General features: G+C 43.1%; 17 protein-coding genes. 15 read left to right on the top strand and 2 right to left on the bottom strand.

Features of this window, described 5'->3' with window-relative positions; translation table 11 throughout:
* Window positions 1–248: 248 nt before the first annotated feature.
* Both AB204_RS20945 and AB204_RS23240 read left to right on the top strand, forming a co-directional pair.
* Window positions 249–3,701, top strand: coding sequence for an inverse autotransporter beta domain-containing protein (locus AB204_RS20945; protein ID WP_053067943.1), 3,453 nt, complete (start codon window positions 249–251; stop codon window positions 3,699–3,701).
* Between the two features lie 1,240 nt (window positions 3,702–4,941).
* Window positions 4,942–5,832, top strand: a complete 891-nt coding sequence (locus tag AB204_RS23240) for a LysR family transcriptional regulator (RefSeq protein WP_047964744.1) — start codon at window positions 4,942–4,944, stop codon at window positions 5,830–5,832.
* 214 nt (window positions 5,833–6,046) lie between these two features.
* On the opposite strand, the gene AB204_RS17905 is transcribed toward AB204_RS23240, so the two are convergent.
* Complete coding sequence (locus AB204_RS17905; RefSeq protein ID WP_047964743.1) at window positions 6,047–8,002, bottom strand: ABC transporter ATP-binding protein; 1,956 nt, start codon at window positions 8,000–8,002, stop codon at window positions 6,047–6,049.
* A 173-nt stretch (window positions 8,003–8,175) separates the two neighbouring features.
* Between AB204_RS17905 and kefG the strand changes: the two genes are divergently transcribed.
* The 4 genes from kefG to slyD all read left to right on the top strand — a co-directional run bounded on the left by kefG (window position 8,176) and on the right by slyD (window position 11,487).
* The gene (gene kefG, locus AB204_RS17900) at window positions 8,176–8,736 is read left to right on the top strand and encodes a glutathione-regulated potassium-efflux system ancillary protein KefG (protein ID WP_047964742.1); all 561 of its coding nucleotides are present in this window, start codon (window positions 8,176–8,178) and stop codon (window positions 8,734–8,736) included.
* 2 nt (window positions 8,737–8,738) lie between these two features.
* Window positions 8,739–10,562, top strand: coding sequence for a glutathione-regulated potassium-efflux system protein KefB (kefB, locus tag AB204_RS17895; protein ID WP_047964745.1), 1,824 nt, complete (start codon window positions 8,739–8,741; stop codon window positions 10,560–10,562).
* 14 nt (window positions 10,563–10,576) lie between these two features.
* Complete coding sequence (locus AB204_RS17890; protein ID WP_047964741.1) at window positions 10,577–10,780, top strand: YheV family putative zinc ribbon protein; 204 nt, start codon at window positions 10,577–10,579, stop codon at window positions 10,778–10,780.
* A 173-nt stretch (window positions 10,781–10,953) separates the two neighbouring features.
* Entirely contained in the window at window positions 10,954–11,487 is a 534-nt protein-coding gene (slyD, locus tag AB204_RS17885; protein WP_047964740.1) for a peptidylprolyl isomerase, read from the top strand.
* 151 nt (window positions 11,488–11,638) lie between these two features.
* Here slyD and AB204_RS17880 read toward each other — a convergent pair whose 3' ends face one another.
* Window positions 11,639–11,857, bottom strand: coding sequence for a SlyX family protein (locus tag AB204_RS17880; RefSeq protein WP_047964739.1), 219 nt, complete (start codon window positions 11,855–11,857; stop codon window positions 11,639–11,641).
* A 247-nt stretch (window positions 11,858–12,104) separates the two neighbouring features.
* On the opposite strand from AB204_RS17880, the gene fkpA reads away from it, so the two are divergent.
* From fkpA to AB204_RS17835, 9 genes are all read left to right on the top strand, one after another.
* Entirely contained in the window at window positions 12,105–12,869 is a 765-nt protein-coding gene (gene fkpA, locus AB204_RS17875; protein ID WP_047964738.1) for an FKBP-type peptidyl-prolyl cis-trans isomerase, read from the top strand.
* A 536-nt stretch (window positions 12,870–13,405) separates the two neighbouring features.
* Window positions 13,406–14,143, top strand: coding sequence for a helix-turn-helix transcriptional regulator (locus tag AB204_RS17870; protein WP_047964737.1), 738 nt, complete (start codon window positions 13,406–13,408; stop codon window positions 14,141–14,143).
* Window positions 14,143–14,538 carry a sulfurtransferase complex subunit TusD gene (gene tusD / locus AB204_RS17865; protein WP_047964736.1) on the top strand — a complete coding sequence of 132 codons (396 nt, stop codon included), beginning with the start codon at window positions 14,143–14,145 and terminating at the stop codon, window positions 14,536–14,538. Before AB204_RS17870 ends, tusD begins: the two co-directional genes overlap by 1 nt.
* 15 nt (window positions 14,539–14,553) lie before the next feature.
* The gene (tusC, locus tag AB204_RS17860; RefSeq protein ID WP_047964735.1) at window positions 14,554–14,913 is read left to right on the top strand and encodes a sulfurtransferase complex subunit TusC; all 360 of its coding nucleotides are present in this window, start codon (window positions 14,554–14,556) and stop codon (window positions 14,911–14,913) included.
* Window positions 14,914–14,932: 19 nt separating this feature from the next.
* Window positions 14,933–15,220, top strand: coding sequence for a sulfurtransferase complex subunit TusB (gene tusB, locus AB204_RS17855; protein WP_047964734.1), 288 nt, complete (start codon window positions 14,933–14,935; stop codon window positions 15,218–15,220).
* Window positions 15,221–15,387: 167 nt separating this feature from the next.
* The gene (gene rpsL, locus AB204_RS17850) at window positions 15,388–15,762 is read left to right on the top strand and encodes a 30S ribosomal protein S12 (RefSeq protein WP_010848548.1); all 375 of its coding nucleotides are present in this window, start codon (window positions 15,388–15,390) and stop codon (window positions 15,760–15,762) included.
* Window positions 15,763–15,860: 98 nt separating this feature from the next.
* Entirely contained in the window at window positions 15,861–16,331 is a 471-nt protein-coding gene (gene rpsG, locus AB204_RS17845; protein ID WP_047964733.1) for a 30S ribosomal protein S7, read from the top strand.
* 93 nt (window positions 16,332–16,424) lie between these two features.
* On the top strand, window positions 16,425–18,533 hold the full coding sequence (fusA, locus tag AB204_RS17840; RefSeq protein ID WP_047964732.1) for an elongation factor G: 2,109 nt from the start codon (window positions 16,425–16,427) through the stop codon (window positions 18,531–18,533).
* Window positions 18,534–18,602: 69 nt separating this feature from the next.
* A partial coding sequence (locus tag AB204_RS17835; protein WP_047963760.1) for a GTP-binding protein occupies window positions 18,603–18,719 on the top strand: 117 nt, incomplete at its 3' end.

Raw genomic sequence — 18,719 nt, 5'->3', positions numbered from 1 at the left:
TATTATTTTAATGCAAGGGAACGGAATTACGTGAAGATTTTTTCCTAATGAGTGAAAATTGAGTCTCTCGCGTTTTATCATTTTTTTATTATGGAAGTTATAAAGGATAATTTTATGTTATCGATTGATAACTATTTTTCATGATGAGAGCTGAAATTTTTTCTAATATATGAAATTAAGGAAATAGCCTCATTTTTTATTGAGTTAGTTTTAAGCTTGAATAATGAAATTTTTTGAGGAACTTTTATATGTCATCATATATTAGTAAATTTATTGTTTTTTTTACTTTTCTTTATACATTAGTGATATCTTCTACAATGATGCACGCCTTTGCCGAGGGTAACCTAACTGCGGATAAAACATATCATCAGGCAATAGACAGAAAAGAAAATATAGATTTCCGAGGCCAAAAACCCGGTAAAAAATTTTTGAACCCGAATGCCGATAAAGAAGGTGATTTTAAAGAAAACAATAATGCCTCAGAATCTGACAGACCCAATGTGATCACCAATAATATCCAGGCAGTAAGCGGGATTCTGTCTTCTTCTCCTTCTGAGTTGGCTGAACAAGCTAAATCTTATGCGTTGGATAAAGTTAATAACACCATCACCTCTGAGGCGCAAAAATGGTTATCACAGTTCGGCACAGCCAGAATTAACTTTGGGTTAGATAAAAGAGGAACTCTGGAAAATAATGCTCTCGATCTATTGCTTCCGCTTTACGATAATAAATCCGACTGGCTGCTCTTTTCTCAATTTGGTTATCGCAATAAAGACAGTCGCCATACGCTTAACGTTGGTTTGGGAGGGCGCTATTTTTACCAAAATTGGATGTATGGACTGAATACATTTTATGATCATGATCTCACAGGTAAAAATCAGCGCTTAGGGTTGGGAGGCGAAATTTGGAGCGATTATATTAAGCTCTCTGCCAATACTTATTATCGTTTAAGTGATTGGCAGCAATCACAGAATTTTAAGGATTACCATGAACGCCCGGCCAACGGTTATGACATTAGTGGTGAGTTTTTCCTGCCTGCTTATCCCAATCTGGGCGCTAAATTAGCCTACGAACAATATTTCGGTGATAACGTGACGTTATTCAATCGTGATACTAAACAGAAAAACCCCAGTTTGGCTAAGTTAGGTGTGACTTATACTCCGATCCCGCTATTTACAGTCGGCGTTGATTATAAACAAGGAGAAAGGAATTATACTGAAACTCAGTTTCTGGCGAATTTAAACTATAAACTGGGTGTTCCTCTTCATGCACAATTATTACCAGAAAACGTGGCTTCTATGCGGACATTGGCCGGTAGCCGTTATGATCTGGTAGAAAGAAATAACAATATAATTCTGGATCACGTAAAGCAATACAAAGTGGTTTTGCCAAACAACGTCACAGGATATAGCCATGAAGAACAATCTATAGCAGTGACAAATAATTCCGGAGATAAGATTGATTGGGAGCGAAACGACAAATTTAAAGAATTTGAAAAAAGTGGCGGAAAACTCTCTTTGAATCCGGATAATAAAATAGCGCTTATATTTCCAAAATATCAATCAGGTACTGGAAAGGGCAATAGTTACCCTATCAATTTTGAAATATTAGAAAATGGTAACCCTAAAAAAATCCATCATGCAAAAATGACCGTGCAAGTCAGTCCGTTTGTGGTGAAAGAGGTGGAGTTCACCCCCGCTGATGGAACCGTCTCTCCTGATGGAAGAACACCTTATATTTTTACGCCGGTAATTACTTACGATACGGTCAGTAATAATCCTCTGCCTCCGAATGTATCCATTAAAAATGTTCAGTGGACAACGGTACCACCCATTGGTAATACATCGGGCTTAAGTTGGGGTAAACCCGATCTCACTTCAACAACAAACGAGCAGGGGCAATTACAGGCGGCTTTGACCAGTAGCAAGCCAATAAGTAATGTAAAAGTGTTCCTGCAAATGGATGGCATGCCTAAAGCGCAGCAGGTAGCCACAGTGAGCTTTGAAGGTAGCTCTTCTCCTTCTTATGTTGATCGCATTGAAGTTTCATCACCATCAAAGGTGCTGATCTCAGATAATAGTCACTCTTATGAATACAAGGCATTGATTTTGAATAGTGATGATCAGAAGCCTGTACCATACCAGAAAATTGCCAATGTAAAATGGGATAACGATAACGGGAGTCAAGAACTCAAACTGGAAGGAGGCGATACAACAGATTGCGATGGGTATCTGACGGCAACCTTGAAGATGAACAGCGTGGTGGGTGCTCAGGATGTACTGGTTACACTTGCCATTGAAAATAACGCTCCGGTTTCGGCACAACGCAAAGTCTCCTTTTATCCGAATGGCTCTGAATTCAGGATTCGCGGCGCTATGCTGTATACCGACCTTCCCGGGCCTTTGTACGCTGATGGTAAGAGCCACTATACCATGACTGCCACTATTACAGATGAACAGGATAACCCAGTGAGAAATAAGGAAATCGGTGTGAAGTGGGTCGTGGGTGATAGATACAATCGCAATCTAGAGGATAGCAGTCTTATTCTTCAGCCAAGCAGAGGGGTTTTCGCTAAACAAAAAACGGATGGTCAAGGAAGAATAACCGCAACTTTGAGCAGTACAGAGCAGGTAGACAGAGCGATAGTTACCCTCTTCGTTGGGGCCTCTTCTGATGCTGCTACCTCAGTGGGGGTGGGTTTTGAAAAAGAACTCCAGGATTACCATATTGAAAATAATTCTATCAAAGTTGACGGAACTGATTTTAATTTGCCTGCTGATAATGAGAAGGAATATACCTTTACGGCTGTTGTGGTAGATAAGAATGGAACTCCTGTTTCAGAGAAGAAGATTACCAATGTGGTTTGGAGCACAAATAAAGAAGTTGCTGGACTCAGCTTGAAAGAGAAGGGTTCAATAATGAATGAAGGCTCAAAAACGGATTCAGACGGAAAATTACAGGCAACCTTAAGAAGTAGCATGCCGATAGAGGATGTACTGGTTTCACTTTCTATTGAAGGGCAAAAACCTGTTCAGATAAACCAGCCTGTGTCTTTCAAAGTGGCACGTATTTCAATACGGCAACCTGATCCTGAAACTGTTCGGTGGCTAGTGGTTAATACACCCTATCGTTATACCGCAACCATCAGGGAACCTAATGGTCAACCAGCAAAAGGTAAGCAAGTGAGTTGGAGCTTTAAGTCGAGTTCTAATGGCTCAATCAAGCTAACCCCTGTGGATAAGATAACGAATGAGGAAGGGCAGGTAACCGCAAGCCTGATAAGCACTGCTGCGGTTTCAGATGTGATTGTTACGGTTTCTGCTGAAGGCAATACATTGCCCTCACAGCCTGTAAAATTTGGATGGCCGGAAGTTAAAGAACTGGTATTAGAACAACAAAATGGAACCGTATCGCCCGGTGGATCGTATCATTTCAAAACCGCAGTATCCTTTCCGGAGCTCGATCATGCATATTGGGCTCAAGATGTTAAATTCCAATGGATGATTCAAGGCCCTACAAATAAGGGGCTGACTTTGTCACCAACCGGCGAGGTCACTGTCAAACAGGGAATATTGCGGGCGGTCTTGGAGAGCTCAAAGGATTTGCCTCCGGTAAAAGATGCAGTAGTTTGTCTTACTATGGTAGGAGCACCGTCATCTTTAATGAAATGTGCAGCCCCTGTGGATTTTGAAACAAAATAGCGGTTAGGGCATTATATGCGTAGATCCGGGTATACTGGATCTACGCAATCATTTTGATGAAGCGTTCCAAAGGGAAGGAGTGTTAATAAAGATGCAGATCAGGAAATAACATTTTACTAAGGAGACTAAATGTTCTTTCCCGAAAAATGCGGGATGGTAAAACGCTAAATGAATTATTTAAAGGCATAGAAATATATTTACTTCCAGAGTAACGGTGCTGTGCTTATGATGTTAATTCACCACTAATTCCCTTGGTTGTTTAATTGCCTTTTCTGATCTTTTAGGATTATTCACTTAACTCTATAAAAATCATCTGGTTGCTGCTACATACAAAAAGCGATACATTTTCTCTATAAAATAATATGCCAATACAGAATATTCCGATATAAAAAATATCAAAAACTTGAAATAAGGGTAGAGATATTTCATCAATAACAACACGCTATAATACCCTCTTTTTACATGCTATTTTATTGATATTACATTTGCTGCGAGATGTTTTTTTACTCGTTTTATGATGATGGACATCATTATTGTTGTATTTAATGTAATACTTTAAATTGAACAAATGCCTTATTAACACGCAATGAGAGTAAATGTTAAAAAAGCCAAAAAAGTTAAGAATGAGGTGGTTGTTAATAATATAATGGCTTTAGATTAACTGCTATTTATTGCGTTATACGAGTAAGTCAGATATATATTCTTTTCTTTATGTTCGTTAATTAAATTATTCACACAATAGTTTCGTAGTATGATATTTTAACTTTAATGGTTTTTGGTATTACCTTTAGTGGGTTGCCAATAAATAAAAGTTATCAGTTGATAACTTGATGCTCATTATTTAGTTTCTGGTGGTAGCCCTAATTGTATGACATATAAAATAATCAGTTATGGATTTATTTGTATGATGTATTCCCAATCCATTTCAAGTTTCAGCATCATCAATAAAGCCATAATTTGAAAAATGAAAGGGAGTATTGGGTATTATGGATAACAAGAGATTATCTTGTTTTGTATGACTAAAATGAGTAATTTAGTTGCTTATTGAAATAATTTTATTATGGAATTAATTCATAATAATAAATCTTTTGCGAATTGTATCCTTATTAACTAACATTTCATTAGTTAACATTTTGACCGATTGACCTGATAAAACCTTTGGCAAAACACGAAGTTAAAATGCTATCACCATGAATCTGTAATGTTTTGTAGTTATTTAACAATCATTGGGCGAAAGAACATGGATATACGCAATCTTGAAGCTTTTATCGTTTTGGCTGAGACTCTTAATTATCATAAGGCTTCAGAGAGGCTTTATCTTTCTCAGCCTGCCTTGACGAAGAAAATACACGGGTTGGAAGATATTCTTGGTGCTTCACTATTTACAAGGGGGCCAAATGGAACAAGATTGACAGATTTCGGGCATAAGACGCTGGAAAATGCCAGAAAATTCTTAACTCACTATGAACGTTTCAAAAGTCAGGTTCATTTTGATTCAAAAGAAGATATGACCAGACATTTATATATCGGTTCCTGTTTTCCTATCCATAATTATTCTCAAATAGAGAAACAGGTTACGGAAAAGAAAGGAAATGTTGTACTGGCGTTTGTGACAGGGCTGTCAGTTGAACAACAAGTCAGTTTATTGAATGCAGGGATGTTACATGTTGCGGTGATGCCTTTGGCATCTATTGCACCATTGGAACCGAAAAAGGTGTTTACGGAAAGGCTAGTTTATATCTTCAAGAAAAGTAGTCATCTGATATCTAAGTTCAGAACGGCTTTAAGTAAGTTTGGAAATGGGATTTCTCCGATAAATCAGTCAGAAAAAAAAGAGGTGGTTGAGTTAACGGATTATCTTAATGTTTTTCCTGTTTATACGGGTGAGAATATGAATTTGTTATTAAAAACAAATGATATTATGTTGATAATTGAAATGATTACAAAAAATAGTGCCTATACCTGTGTGCCTAAGAGGATTATTAGTGCTATTCCTGAGTATTATCTGAATTTTCTGGAGATTGTTGAAACAGATAAAAAAATTGACCTTGGAATAGTATGGGCAAAATCAATAGATGATCATTTAGTTGATGATGCTGAAAACTTTTCCACATTGGTTGCTGATGTATAAGCCAATGAGCAACGGTGGTTTTCTATAGGATATCCATCATTTATTCTTTTGTGAGAATGAAATCTGGTGTATGACTTTTTAAAAATTCTTTTATTTTTGTATTTTTATTTTGTAAATAGAGAATAATATTTTCAGAGTTTGGACAAGAGTAATAGGGTAAGAGAATAGGGAGTAATCGGGCATTGAGTGGCAATGCCCGATTATACTCAAGAAATTAGTTAACTCCTTGACTTGCATTAAATACTTCGGTAATTTTCTCAAGCTGTTCCTGAATATCTAACCATTCCATCTCGATATTTTCTAATTCAGATTTTGTTTGTGTCTGTTGATGCAGACATTCGGTTAGTTCAGTTTTTCGGTCATTTTCATAGAGTGTATTATCTGATAGCTTCGCTTCCAAATCTGCCAACGCTGTACTGAGTTTTTCCATCTGCTTTTCAAGAGCGGCAAGCTGTTTACGCAGTGGCTGCGTTTGGCTACGGAGTTCTGCTTCACGCCGTTTTTGATCTTTACGCTCTTGAGCACTGTAATTTGCAGTCCCATTCGCTAAAGTACTGGCATCAGCTTTCTCTTTTTCCTGACTGTCACGCATTTGTTGGCGTTGCAGCTCAGTCAGCCACTGCTGATAATCTTCTAAATCACCGGTGAAAGGCTCTGCTGCACCATCATGCACCAGATAAAGCTCGTCCGTTGTGGAGCGCAGTAAATGCCTGTCATGCGATACGACGACCAGCGCACCTTCGAAATCAATAAGTGCTTCCGTCAGAGCCTGTCTCATGTCGAGATCAAGATGGTTGGTCGGTTCATCGAGCAGAAGCAAGTTCGGGCGCTGCCAGACAATGAGCGCTAATACCAGACGGGCTTTTTCACCACCGGAAAAACGTCCGCTTGGATCGGTTACCTGATCGCCTTTAAAGCCAAATCCACCAAGATAATCCCGCAGTTGTTGCTCTGCCTCTTGTGGCGCGATTCGGGCTAAATGCTGCAACGGCGATTCGTCTGCGCGCAGGTATTCCAGCTGGTGCTGGGCGAAGTATCCCAGTTTGATGCCTTTTGATAAGGCAATTTCTCCTTGCTGTGGCGCAAGTTCGCCTGCCAGCAGTTTGATCAGCGTGGATTTCCCCGCCCCATTGCGGCCCAATAAGCCGATACGTGAACCCGGTACGAGGTTTAATTTGATCGAATTCAGGATGGTTTTGTCGCCATATCCGGCACTGACTTTTTCCATGATCAAAAGTGGATTTGGCAGGCTGTCCGGTTGGCGGAAACTGAAATGGAAGGGATTATCAACATGAGCAGGGGCGATAAGCTCCATACGTTCCAGCATCTTGATGCGGCTTTGTGCCTGCTTCGCTTTGGTGGCTTTGGCGCGAAAGCGGTCAATATAGCTCTGCAAATGAGCCACTTTTTCTTGCTGGCTTTGGTATAGCGCCTGTTGCTGGGCAAGTTTGGCGACGCGTTGCCGTTCGAAAGAGGTGTAGTTCCCCGTATATTCGTACAGATCCTGCTGCTCAATGTGCAGAATTTTATCAATGATCGGATCGAGGAAATCCCGATCGTGGGAAATCAGGATCAAGGTTCCGGTATAATTTTTCAGCCACTTTTCCAGCCAGATGACTGCATCCAGATCAAGGTGGTTGGTCGGTTCGTCGAGTAACAGCAAGTCGGAACGGTAAATCAGTGCCTGTGCCAGATTGAGGCGCATGCGCCAGCCGCCGGAGAATGACCGGACTGGCTGTTCCAGCTGTGCCGGAGAAAAACCCAAACCGTGCAATAGGCTGGCAGCTCTGGCCCGGATTGTCCATGCCTGAATAGTATCAAGTAAGCCATGAAGATGAGCGATAGCGTGACCGTCATTCTGTTCGTTGGCGATTTGCAGTTTTTGTTCCAGTTGCCGGAATTCACGGTCGCCATCAATCACATATTCCAGTGCTGGCGTTTCCAGAGCGGGTGTTTCCTGATTTACCCAAGCCAGTGACCAGTTATTGGGAAATGTGACGGAACCATTCTCTGCCTGAAGTTCATCTTTCAGTAGTGCGAGCAGGGTAGATTTACCACAACCATTCTTGCCCACTAATCCTACTTTCTGGCCGGGGTTGATGGTTGCATTAGCATTGTCCAGCAGGATACGAATGCCACGGCGGATTTGCAGTGAAGAGAAAACAATCATAGATGTTGTCTATATATAATGTGTTAAGTTAATAATTAGGTTTATATCCTTCATCTTTCAATTTGCTGTCTTGTGAGCCGCAATCGAAATCTATCGGGTATATGTATTCAATTTGATAGCCTGACGTGCATGGTAGCGGAAAATATGTGCCCTGACACGTCTTAGGGGGATTGATGTTATCGCCTAGCGTATTGCCGCCTAAAGTGTTGCTGTTATATACCCATCCCGAACCTCTGAATTCAGTTGCCAATAAGGTTTTGTTGGAGCCTGTTCACGCGTTGGAACATGTCACGATTCACGATCTCTATGGCTGTTACCCCGATTTTTTTATTGATGTAGCCCGGGAGCAAAAATTGCTGCGTGAGCACAAAATTATTGTATTCCAACATCCTCTGTATACTTATAGTTGCCCTGCGTTATTAAAAGAGTGGATGGATCGCGTATTGAACCGGGATTTTGTCAGCGGGGCTGAACATGCGTTGAGAGGAAAATACTGGCGCTCTGTCATCACGACAGGGGAACCGAAAGGTGCTTACCAGAAAGGGGGATATAATCTTTATCCGTTGGAAGAGATCCTCCGCCCTTTTGAATTGACGGCATTAATGTGCCAGATGCATTGGTTATCACCAATGATAGTTTACAGTGCCAGACGCCAACAGCCCGAAGCTCTCGTGAGTCATGCGGATGCTTATCGGGAATGGCTGAAAGCGCCATTGTCTTTGGGAGGACTATGACCATGGAGACTTCAGCGCTGTTAAGCGCCGGAACACTGTTTTTATTTGCTGCTGTTGTGGCTGTTCCTCTCGCCCAAAAATTCAAAATTGGGGCCATATTAGGCTATCTCATTGCCGGAATCGCACTTGGCCCGTGGGGGCTGGGGTTTATCAAGGATGTTGATGAGATTCTGCATTTCTCTGAACTTGGCGTGGTTTTCCTGATGTTCATTATCGGCCTTGAGTTAAATCCTGCAAAACTCTGGAAACTCAGGCGCTCGATTTTTGGAGCAGGTACAGCACAGGTAACATTCACTGCGCTGGTACTGGCCTCATTTCTTTGTCTGATGAATTTTTCATGGCAGGCTGCGGTTATTGGAGGTGTTGGGCTTGCGATGTCATCCACTGCGATGGCGATGCAATTGATGAAAGAGAAGGGAATGACCAATAATGAAGGCGGGCAGCTCGGTTTTTCCATTTTGCTGTTTCAGGATATGGCAGTCATCCCCGCTTTGGCGATGATCCCATTACTGGCCGGAGGATCTGGTTCCAGTGACTGGTATCGCATTGGCCTGAAAATTGCTGCTTTCGCCGGTATGTTGCTGGGAGGCCGATATTTGCTGCGTCCCCTGTTCCGGTTAGTGGTGAAATCGGGTGTCAGGGAGGTGTTTACCGCCGCTGCATTGCTGGTTGTATTGGGGGCGGCGATTTTTATGGAGACATTGGGGTTTTCAATGGCGCTCGGCACTTTCATTGCTGGTGTCTTGTTAGCAGATAGCGAATATCGTCATGAACTGGAAATCTCCATTGAACCCTTCAAGGGATTGTTGCTCGGGTTATTTTTCATTTCTGTCGGTATGTCCCTCAATATGGGGGTCTTACTGACTCATCTGTTCAGTGTCTTGCTCAGTGTCACGGGCTTGGTGCTGATAAAGGGCCTCATACTTTATATTATCGGCAGAATATCCGGTTTAAAAAAATCATCGAGCGTACAATTCTCCGGCGTACTCAGTCAGGGAGGCGAATTTGCATTCGTCTTATTTTCTGCCGCGCTAGGGCAGGGCGTGTTGGATCAGAATCAGATATCACTCCTGTTGGTTGTGGTGACATTATCAATGATGACAACACCCTTGGTAATGCAGTTGATTGAAGGCATGCTGGCGCGCCGATATAACGAACAGGAAGGGCATAATTCACCGGATGAACATCATGAACAGCCATTTGTGGAAGATAATAATCCACAGGTGATTTTGGTGGGGTTTGGACGCTTCGGGCAAGTGGTCGGGCGTTTGCTGATGGCGAATAAAATCCGCACCACAGTATTGGAACGTGAAGTGAGTGCAATCAGTACCATGCGACGTTATGGCTATAAGGTGTATTATGGCGATGCGAGCGAACTGGCGCTGTTACGTTCAGCGGGAGCGGCCAAAGCCAGGGCGATTGTCATTACCAGTGATGAACCGGAAAATACGATGGCGATCGTCCATTTGTGCCAGAAGCATTTTCCTCACCTGAATATTCTTGCACGTGCAAGGGGGCGTTTCGAAGCCCATGAACTGTTGCAAAGTGGCGTGAAAGATTTTAATCGGGAAACATTTTCCAGTGCATTGGAATTGGGGCGGAAGGTACTGATTAGGCTGGGTATGCATCCACATCAGGCGCATCGAGCACAGCAGCATTTCCGGCGCTTGGATATGCGTATGTTACGTGAACTGATGCCGCATCTGCATGGGGATGTAGCACAGATATCCCGCGTCAAAGAAGCTCGCAGGGAATTGGAAGAATTGTTTGAACGGGAAATGATTAATGAGCGTCGCCAGCCGGAAGGATGGGATGAAAATGAATAGCGTTGGGGGGAATTATGTCAACCAGTCGTAAGCGTTTTATTGCAGGGGCAGTTTGTCCGAAATGCCAGTCACAGGATACGTTGGCTATGTGGCAGGAAAATAAGGTTGATATCGTAGAATGTATCCATTGTGGTCATACGCAGAGGCAAACCGATGAAGCTGTTACTTCCCATGTCAGGGAGCAGGAACAGGTTATTGGCATTTTTACACCACAGTGAATAATAGTAAATACGGTGAACAACAGTAACTAAATATATAAGCAATAAATTGTGGATAAATTTTGCCGTCGCTAGGTACAGGGGCGTAGAATTCCGTTACAATTGCCAGCATTTTTTGAGTTGTAAAAACTTTCCCTCACGGGGTTTTTCCCTTCGGGTATGTAGGAGTTGTCATGAAAGTAGCAAAAGACTTGGTGGTCAGCCTGGCTTATCAAGTAAGAACAGAAGATGGTGTTTTAGTTGATGAGTCCCCGGTGAGCGCACCGTTAGACTATCTGCATGGCCATGGTTCTCTGATCAGCGGGTTGGAGAAAGCCCTTGAAGGTCGTGAGGCGGGTGAACGCTTTGATGTCAGCGTAGAAGCTGATGATGCATACGGTCAGTATGATGAGAATCTGGTTCAGCGCGCACCAAAAGAGGTGTTTGTTGGCGTTGAGGATGTTCAGGTTGGCATGCGTTTTCTGGCAGATACCGATCAGGGACCTATCCCGGTAGAAATTACCGCAGTGGAAGGCGATGAAGTTGTTGTTGATGCGAACCACATGCTGGCTGGTCAAAACCTGAAATTCAATGTTGAGATTGTAGCGGTTCGTGACGCAACCGAAGAAGAATTAGCACATGGCCATGTACATGGTCAGGGTGATCACGATCATCACCATGATCACGATCACGGTGAGCACGGATGCTGTGGCGGTGGTTGCCACTAATTTTGCTCAGGCTGAATTAGCAGAAAAAGGGAAGCGCGTTTTGGGCTTCTCTTTTTTTATCTTATCCTTCAGCCTTCCCTGGCCGGCACTGTCCCAGATTATCAAGCGAGTAATGTCAGGAATAGTGTCAGAAATAGTGTCAGGAATAGAGTCAATAATGTGGAGGCGGCGTTTCTTCTGAAAGTGGCGCAATGATCGATGTCTGGTGGGTTTTCAGACGATCCGCCATTAACCGAAGTTGTTCTTTCAACTGCTCAGTTTCTATCTGCTGTTTTCTAACTTCTTGATTTAACTCTTCAATAGTGGCTTCCTGATAGGTCAGTTTAGTTTCCAGTTGTTCAAATCTTTGTTCAACTTCGGATAATTCCATTATTTTTCCTCCTGCTTCTGGGTAATTAATAACATGACGAAGCGATCATTTTGTTCCGGTTGGCACTATAATACTCAAAATATCCGGTGAAAGAGGATTTCACGAAATTTCTTCACATTAATGTTGTCTTAATGATTTTCAGATCAAGGCATAGCAAATATTGTCATTGGTTTCCGTGGGCAGTTATAGTAAATGTGATGTGTAACTGTACTAACGGTGAACCCACCCAAATTTATTGGAGAATAGGATGAAATCATTGTTTAAAACATCTCTGCTGGCAACAACTCTGGCACTTGCATTTAGTGTACCTCAGGCCTTGGCTGCTAATACAGAAACCAAAAGCGAAGTAAAACTGAATAGTGCGTTTAAAACGGTAGAGCAGCAAAATTCTTATGCTCTGGGGGCTTCTCTGGGTAGCTACATGGCAAACTCATTAAAAGAGCAGAAAACGCTTGGCATCAATATAGAAAAAGCGCAATTGCTGGCGGGTGTTGAGGATGCTTTAAATAGTAAAAGTAAGCTGACGGATGAGGAAATTCAGGAAACTCTGCTTTCTTTTGAATCTAAAGTGAAAGAGGCCGCCCGGGCTAAAGCAGAGAAAGAAGCCGGTGAAAATGGTGAGAAAGGGGATAAGTACCGTGAAGAGTTCGCTAAGAAAGCTGGCGTAATCAAGACTAAATCCGGGCTTCTCTACAAAGTTGAAAAAGCAGGAACGGGTACAACACCTAAAGAAAGCGACACAGTGGTTGTTAACTATAAAGGTGCTTTGATTGATGGTCAGGTTTTTGATAGCTCATATGAGCGCAAAGAGCCTCTGTCAATTCGTTTGGACAGTGTGATCTCAGGCTGGAAAGAAGGCTTGCAGCATGTGAAAAAAGGCGGAAAAATCACATTGGTTATTCCACCTGACTTGGCTTACGGTCAGGCAAGTTTACCTAAGATCCCGGCTAACTCCACTTTAGTTTTTGATGTTGAATTACTGGATATTAAACCGGCTGCCAAGGCAAAATAATTCCCCTAATAATTAAGGCATTACATAGACAGGGGCTTATGGCCTCTGTTTTATCAAGTTTATCTTTCATCTTTCGATTTACTGCTGGTATTTACCTCTATTTGATTAGTAATAAGCATGAATAAAGAAAAATGAATTTGTCTGCTTATTATTTTCCGGAGAATTAAATAAAATATCTGAGTCATATTCAGACATAAAGCTGTGAGAAACCCCTGAGGTATACTCAGCAACAGCTTGACGTCAATTCAATGTGGTTTTAACGTCATTATTCTGAATAGAATAGAGATATTTTAAATGCTTTCTGTTTAGAGCTTGTTTCATATGGCTATTTTATTTGCCATTTTGAATTTGGGCTGTACTCGAAATTTCCATGTACTTCGTGTACGCTCCAGTCTCTATGTAGTCCGTATTCAAATTGCCTGCAACAGTAGGTAACTATTGAGATAAGCCTGAGTTGCAGTAATGTGATTTTATAATAAATCTCGCCCTGATATTTTTGGTGAGGCAAAGTCTGAGCTTGAAGGATGGTGTATTACATGTCTACCCCGCTATTAACTGGTGATAATATATCTAGTGATAACAATGATATTGATTTACTAGAAAACCAACCGTTTAGTGAAACGGATCATGAAATTTTAAATTCTTACGAAGCTGCTGTTGATGGCCTGGCTATGTTGATTGGTGGACATTGCGAAATAGTTCTTCATTCACTGGAAGACCTTAAATGTTCAGCTGTCAGAATAGCCAATGGGGAACATACTGGTCGTAAAATCGGTTCCCCGATTACAGATTTGGCGTTGCGGATGCTGCATGACATTACAGATGAAGACTGTAGTGTTTCCAAGGCGTATTTCACGCGGGCAAAAAGTGGTTCTTTGATGAAATCTATCACAATTGCCATTCGCAACCGCCATCGTCGGGTTATTGGTCTTTTGTGTATCAATATGAATCTGGATGTGCCTTTCTCGGAAATTATCCAAACCTTTATTCCAGAAAAGACCCATGAAGTTGCTTCAAACGTTAACTTTGCTTCTTCCGTGGATGATTTGGTTGCACAGACTTTGGAATTCACGATTGAAGAAGTGAATGCTGATCGCAATGTTTCCAATAATGCGAAAAACAGACAGGTAGTGCTTAACCTTTATGAGAAAGGTATTTTTGATATTAAAGATGCCATTAACCAAGTCGCTGATCGTTTGAATATCTCCAAGCATACGGTATACCTCTATATTCGCCAGTTTAAAAATGGTGAATGCGTTAGTTCGGAGAAGTAATGTCGTCACTGTCTTATTGCCTGCTGGTCACAGGGCCAGCTTACGGTACTCAGCAATCCAGCAGTGCCTATCAATTTGCTCAGGCATTGATTGCCTCCGGGCATAAACTGCATAGCGTGTTTTTTTATCGCGAAGGCGTCCAAAATGGTAATCAATTGGTCGCCCCCGCCAGTGATGAGTTTGATTTGGTCAGGGCCTGGCAGGCATTGGCAGTCCGGCATCAGTTCAATCTGTTTATTTGCGTTGCGGCTGCGTTGCGGCGTGGGGTTGCAGACGAACAACAAGCCAGTGAGTTGAATCTTCCTGCTGCAAATCTGGCGGACGGATTTGAACTCAGTGGTCTGGGATCACTGGCAGAAGCCATGATGCTGTGTGACCGTGTAATACAATTTTAGGGGGCATGGGGATTGATGAAAAAAATTGCTTTTGTTTTTACCGAAGCTCCCCATGGCTCTTCTGCCGGCAGGGAAGGGCTGGATGCGTTGCTCGCGACATCAGCATTAACTGAGCAGATCGGTGTATTTTTTATTTCTGATGGTGTGTTTCAGTTACTGACCAATCAGCAACCGGATAAAATTCTGGCTCGTGACTACATTTCAACATTTAAGATCCTACCCCTCTATGACATTGATAAATGTTATATCTGCCTTGATGATTTGGTGATTCGGGGAGGAAGTCCTGCAAGCAATTTTGTGCTGGAGGCTGAATTTCTCTCCGCAGCCGCAATACGAGAAATGCTGACGGGTTATGATGTTGTGTTGAAATTTTAATCTATTGTAGGCAGGTAACATGTTATATACTGTCAGTCGCTCACCTTACCATGATGACTTCAATGCAATGCTTGGCCTTGTATCGGATACCGATGATGTTCTGTTAATTCAAAATGGTGTGTTGCTGGGCATCAATGAGAATCGTTATTTGGCTGAGTTGCTCCGTAGCGGGGCGGGCATTTATGCCTTAAAGGAAGATCTGGACGCACGGGGGCTGTTTGAACAGATTTCAGACCGTGTAAAGGTGCTTGATTACAGCGGCTTTGTTAGCTTAACGGTCAAACATCAGCAAAATTTTGCCTGGTAAATATGAATTGCGCTTTTCAGCTATTTTGCCAGCATAGAAAAACTGTATATTTCTTGACACCTCGTCAAGTCAGCAATAAAATTCCGCGTCCTCTCGTTTTGTCATTACGACTGTGAGAGGGTAAAATCCGTGTTTACGAAGCAAAAAAACCAGGAGCTTTTTTTATAATGGCAACTATTAACCAGCTGGTTCGCAAATCTCGTAGCTCGAAAGTTGTGAAAAGCAACGTTCCTGCTCTGGAAGCTTGCCCGCAAAAACGTGGCGTATGTACTCGTGTATATACCACCACTCCTAAAAAACCAAACTCCGCACTGCGTAAAGTATGTCGTGTGCGTTTGACTAACGGTTACGAAGTTTCTTCCTACATCGGTGGTGAAGGCCACAACTTGCAGGAACACTCCGTTATCCTGATCCGTGGCGGTCGTGTTAAAGACTTGCCAGGTGTGCGTTACCACACTGTTCGTGGTGCACTGGACTGTGCCGGTGTTAAAGACCGTAAACAAGGTCGTTCCAAGTACGGTGTGAAGAAGCCAAAGGCTTAATGGTTCTCCGTTAAGTAAGGCCAAACCTTTTTCACTTAAATGTCAAAATAAACTCGTAGAGTTTTGGACAACCCTGAAATTCGAAACGGAGTATTTCCATGCCACGTCGTCGTGTAATTGGTCAACGTAAAATTCTGCCAGATCCAAAGTTCGGATCTGAACTGCTGGCTAAATTTGTTAATATCCTGATGGTAGACGGTAAGAAGTCTGTCGCAGAAGCAATTGTATATGGTGCGCTTGAGACCCTGGCTCAGCGTTCTGGTAAAAATCATCTGGAAGCATTCGAGCTGGCACTGGATAACGTGCGCCCGACTGTGGAAGTTAAGTCCCGCCGTGTTGGTGGTTCTACTTATCAGGTTCCAGTTGAAGTTCGTCCGGTTCGTCGTAATGCTCTGGCAATGCGTTGGATCGTTGATGCTGCTCGTAAACGCGGTGATAAATCGATGGCTTTGCGCCTGGCGAATGAATTATCTGATGCGGCTGAAAACAAAGGCGCTGCTGTGAAGAAACGTGAAGACGTTCACCGTATGGCAGAAGCTAACAAGGCGTTCGCACACTACCGTTGGTAATCCATTTTTTTGTAACCCAACGGCTGTGAATATGTTCTGGGTAGCGACTTTGCTACCCGTTCTCTAAATTGAACGCCCACGAGAGAGGAAAAAATGGCTCGTAAAACACCTATAGCGCGTTACCGCAATATCGGTATCAGTGCGCACATCGACGCCGGTAAAACCACGACAACAGAACGTATTCTGTTTTACACAGGTGTAAACCATAAAATCGGTGAAACTCACGAAGGTTCTGCAACTATGGACTGGATGGAGCAGGAACAGGAACGTGGTATTACCATCACGTCTGCTGCGACTACTGCATTCTGGTCTGGTATGGCTAAACAGTATGAACCACACCGCATCAACATCATCGACACCCCAGGACACGTTGACTTCACCATCGAAGTAGAACGCTCCATGCGTGTTCTTGACGGCGCCGTCATGGTTTACTGTGCAGTTGGTGGTGTTCAGCCTCAGTCTGAGACTGTATGGCGTCAGGCTAACAAATATAATGTTCCACGTATCGCGTTCGTTAACAAAATGGACCGTATGGGTGCGAACTTCCTGCGCGTTGTTGAGCAGATCAAAACTCGTCTGGCTGCTAACCCAGTTCCACTTCAACTGGCAATCGGTGCTGAAGATACCTTCACCGGTGTTGTTGACCTGCTGAAAATGAAAGCAATCAACTGGAACGAAACTGATCAGGGCACTACCTTCACTTATGAAGATATCCCGGCTGACATGCTTGAACTGGCTGAAGAATGGCACCAGAATCTGGTTGAATCCGCTGCAGAAGCATCAGAAGACCTGATGGACAAATATCTGGGCGGTGAAGAGCTGACTGAAGAAGAAATCAAGGTAGCTCTGCGTAAGCGCGTTCTGGCTAACGAAATTATCCTGGTTACCTGTGGTTCTGCATTTAAGAACAAAGGTGTTCAGGCAATGCTGGATGCAGTTATCGATTACCTGCCAGCACCAACTGATGTTGAATCCATCAAAGGTATGCTGCCAGACGGTAAAGATACTCCAGCAGAACGTCACTCCAGCGATGAAGAGCCATTCTCTGCTCTGGCGTTCAAAATCGCTACTGACCCATTCGTGGGTAACCTGACGTTCTTCCGTGTTTATTCTGGTGTTGTTAACTCTGGTGACACCGTACTGAACCCGATAAAAGACAAGAAAGAACGTTTTGGCCGTATCGTTCAGATGCACGCCAACAAACGTGAAGAAATCAAAGAAGTCCGTGCAGGCGACATCGCCGCTGCGATCGGCCTGAAAGATGTGACTACAGGTGATACTCTCTGTGACATGACCTCTCCAATCATTCTGGAGCGCATGGAATTCCCAGAGCCAGTTATCTCTGTTGCTATCGAACCAAAAACTAAAGCTGACCAAGAAAAAATGGGTATCGCTTTAGGTCGCCTGGCACAGGAAGACCCATCATTCCGCGTAAGCAGTGATGAAGAGACTGGTCAGACTATCATTGCAGGTATGGGTGAGCTGCACCTTGACGTTCTGGTTGACCGTATGCGTCGTGAATTCAACGTGGAAGCGAACGTCGGTAAACCTCAGGTTGCTTATCGTGAAACTATCCGCTCTTCTGTTGAGCAGGAAGGTAAACACGCTAAACAGTCCGGTGGTCGCGGTCAGTACGGTCACGTTTGGCTACGTATCGAGCCTCTGGAAGCAGGTGGTGCTGGTTACGAATTCGCAAACGAAATCGTTGGTGGTGTTGTTCCTAAAGAATACATCCCAGGCGTTGACAAAGGCGTTCAGGAACAGCTGAAGGGCGGTGTTCTGGCTGGTTATCCAATCGTTGACGTTAAAGTTGCCCTGTTCGATGGTTCTTACCATGACGTTGACTCTTCAGAAATCGCCTTTAAAATTGCTGCATCCATGGCATTTAAAGAAGGCTTCATGAAAGCGAAACCAGTTCTGCTGGAACCTATCATGAAAGTTGAAGTGGAAACACCAGAAGACTACATGGGTGACGTCATCGGTGACTTGAACCGTCGCCGTGGTATGATCGATGGTATGGATGATGTAGCTACGGGCAAAATTGTTCGTGCTCAAGTACCATTGTCTGAAATGTTTGGTTATGCTACTGACCTGCGTTCTCAGACCCAAGGTCGTGCTTCTTACTCCATGGAGTTCTTGAAGTACAACGAAGCGCCGAGCAACGTCGCTCAGGCTATTATCGAAGCTCGTAAATCTAGATAAGTTTTCGAGTTTACTATCTTTTAGCTCCCTCCTCTCTGTGATGGGGGAGCGGTATTAAGGAATAGAGTCGTGTCTAAAGAAAAGTTTGAACGTTCAAAACCGCACGTTAACGTTGGTACTATCGGCCACGTTGACCACGGTAAAACTACCCTGACTGCTGCAATCACCACTGTTCTGGCGAAAACT

It is taken from the genome of Xenorhabdus khoisanae (genome assembly GCF_001037465.1).
Taxonomy (GTDB): Bacteria; Pseudomonadota; Gammaproteobacteria; order Enterobacterales; family Enterobacteriaceae; genus Xenorhabdus; species Xenorhabdus khoisanae.
This window is presented reverse-complemented; position numbering and strand designations above follow the sequence as displayed.

What these genes read in the sequence shown, in the direction of transcription:
- AB204_RS17870 (WP_047964737.1), top strand. Translation starts at nt 13,406, where the DNA reads ATGTCTACCCCGCTATTAACTGGTGATAATATATCTAGTGATAACAAT.
- rpsL (WP_010848548.1), top strand. Translation starts at nt 15,388, where the DNA reads ATGGCAACTATTAACCAGCTGGTTCGCAAATCTCGTAGCTCGAAAGTT.
- AB204_RS17890 (WP_047964741.1), top strand. Translation starts at nt 10,577, where the DNA reads ATGTCAACCAGTCGTAAGCGTTTTATTGCAGGGGCAGTTTGTCCGAAA.
- tusB (WP_047964734.1), top strand. Translation starts at nt 14,933, where the DNA reads ATGTTATATACTGTCAGTCGCTCACCTTACCATGATGACTTCAATGCA.
- rpsG (WP_047964733.1), top strand. Translation starts at nt 15,861, where the DNA reads ATGCCACGTCGTCGTGTAATTGGTCAACGTAAAATTCTGCCAGATCCA.
- kefB (WP_047964745.1), top strand. Translation starts at nt 8,739, where the DNA reads ATGGAGACTTCAGCGCTGTTAAGCGCCGGAACACTGTTTTTATTTGCT.
- tusC (WP_047964735.1), top strand. Translation starts at nt 14,554, where the DNA reads ATGAAAAAAATTGCTTTTGTTTTTACCGAAGCTCCCCATGGCTCTTCT.
- AB204_RS20945 (WP_053067943.1), top strand. Translation starts at nt 249, where the DNA reads ATGTCATCATATATTAGTAAATTTATTGTTTTTTTTACTTTTCTTTAT.
- fkpA (WP_047964738.1), top strand. Translation starts at nt 12,105, where the DNA reads ATGAAATCATTGTTTAAAACATCTCTGCTGGCAACAACTCTGGCACTT.
- AB204_RS17880 (WP_047964739.1), bottom strand. Translation starts at nt 11,857, where the DNA reads ATGGAATTATCCGAAGTTGAACAAAGATTTGAACAACTGGAAACTAAA.
- AB204_RS17905 (WP_047964743.1), bottom strand. Translation starts at nt 8,002, where the DNA reads ATGATTGTTTTCTCTTCACTGCAAATCCGCCGTGGCATTCGTATCCTG.
- tusD (WP_047964736.1), top strand. Translation starts at nt 14,143, where the DNA reads ATGTCGTCACTGTCTTATTGCCTGCTGGTCACAGGGCCAGCTTACGGT.
- kefG (WP_047964742.1), top strand. Translation starts at nt 8,176, where the DNA reads ATGTTATCGCCTAGCGTATTGCCGCCTAAAGTGTTGCTGTTATATACC.
- fusA (WP_047964732.1), top strand. Translation starts at nt 16,425, where the DNA reads ATGGCTCGTAAAACACCTATAGCGCGTTACCGCAATATCGGTATCAGT.
- AB204_RS23240 (WP_047964744.1), top strand. Translation starts at nt 4,942, where the DNA reads ATGGATATACGCAATCTTGAAGCTTTTATCGTTTTGGCTGAGACTCTT.
- slyD (WP_047964740.1), top strand. Translation starts at nt 10,954, where the DNA reads ATGAAAGTAGCAAAAGACTTGGTGGTCAGCCTGGCTTATCAAGTAAGA.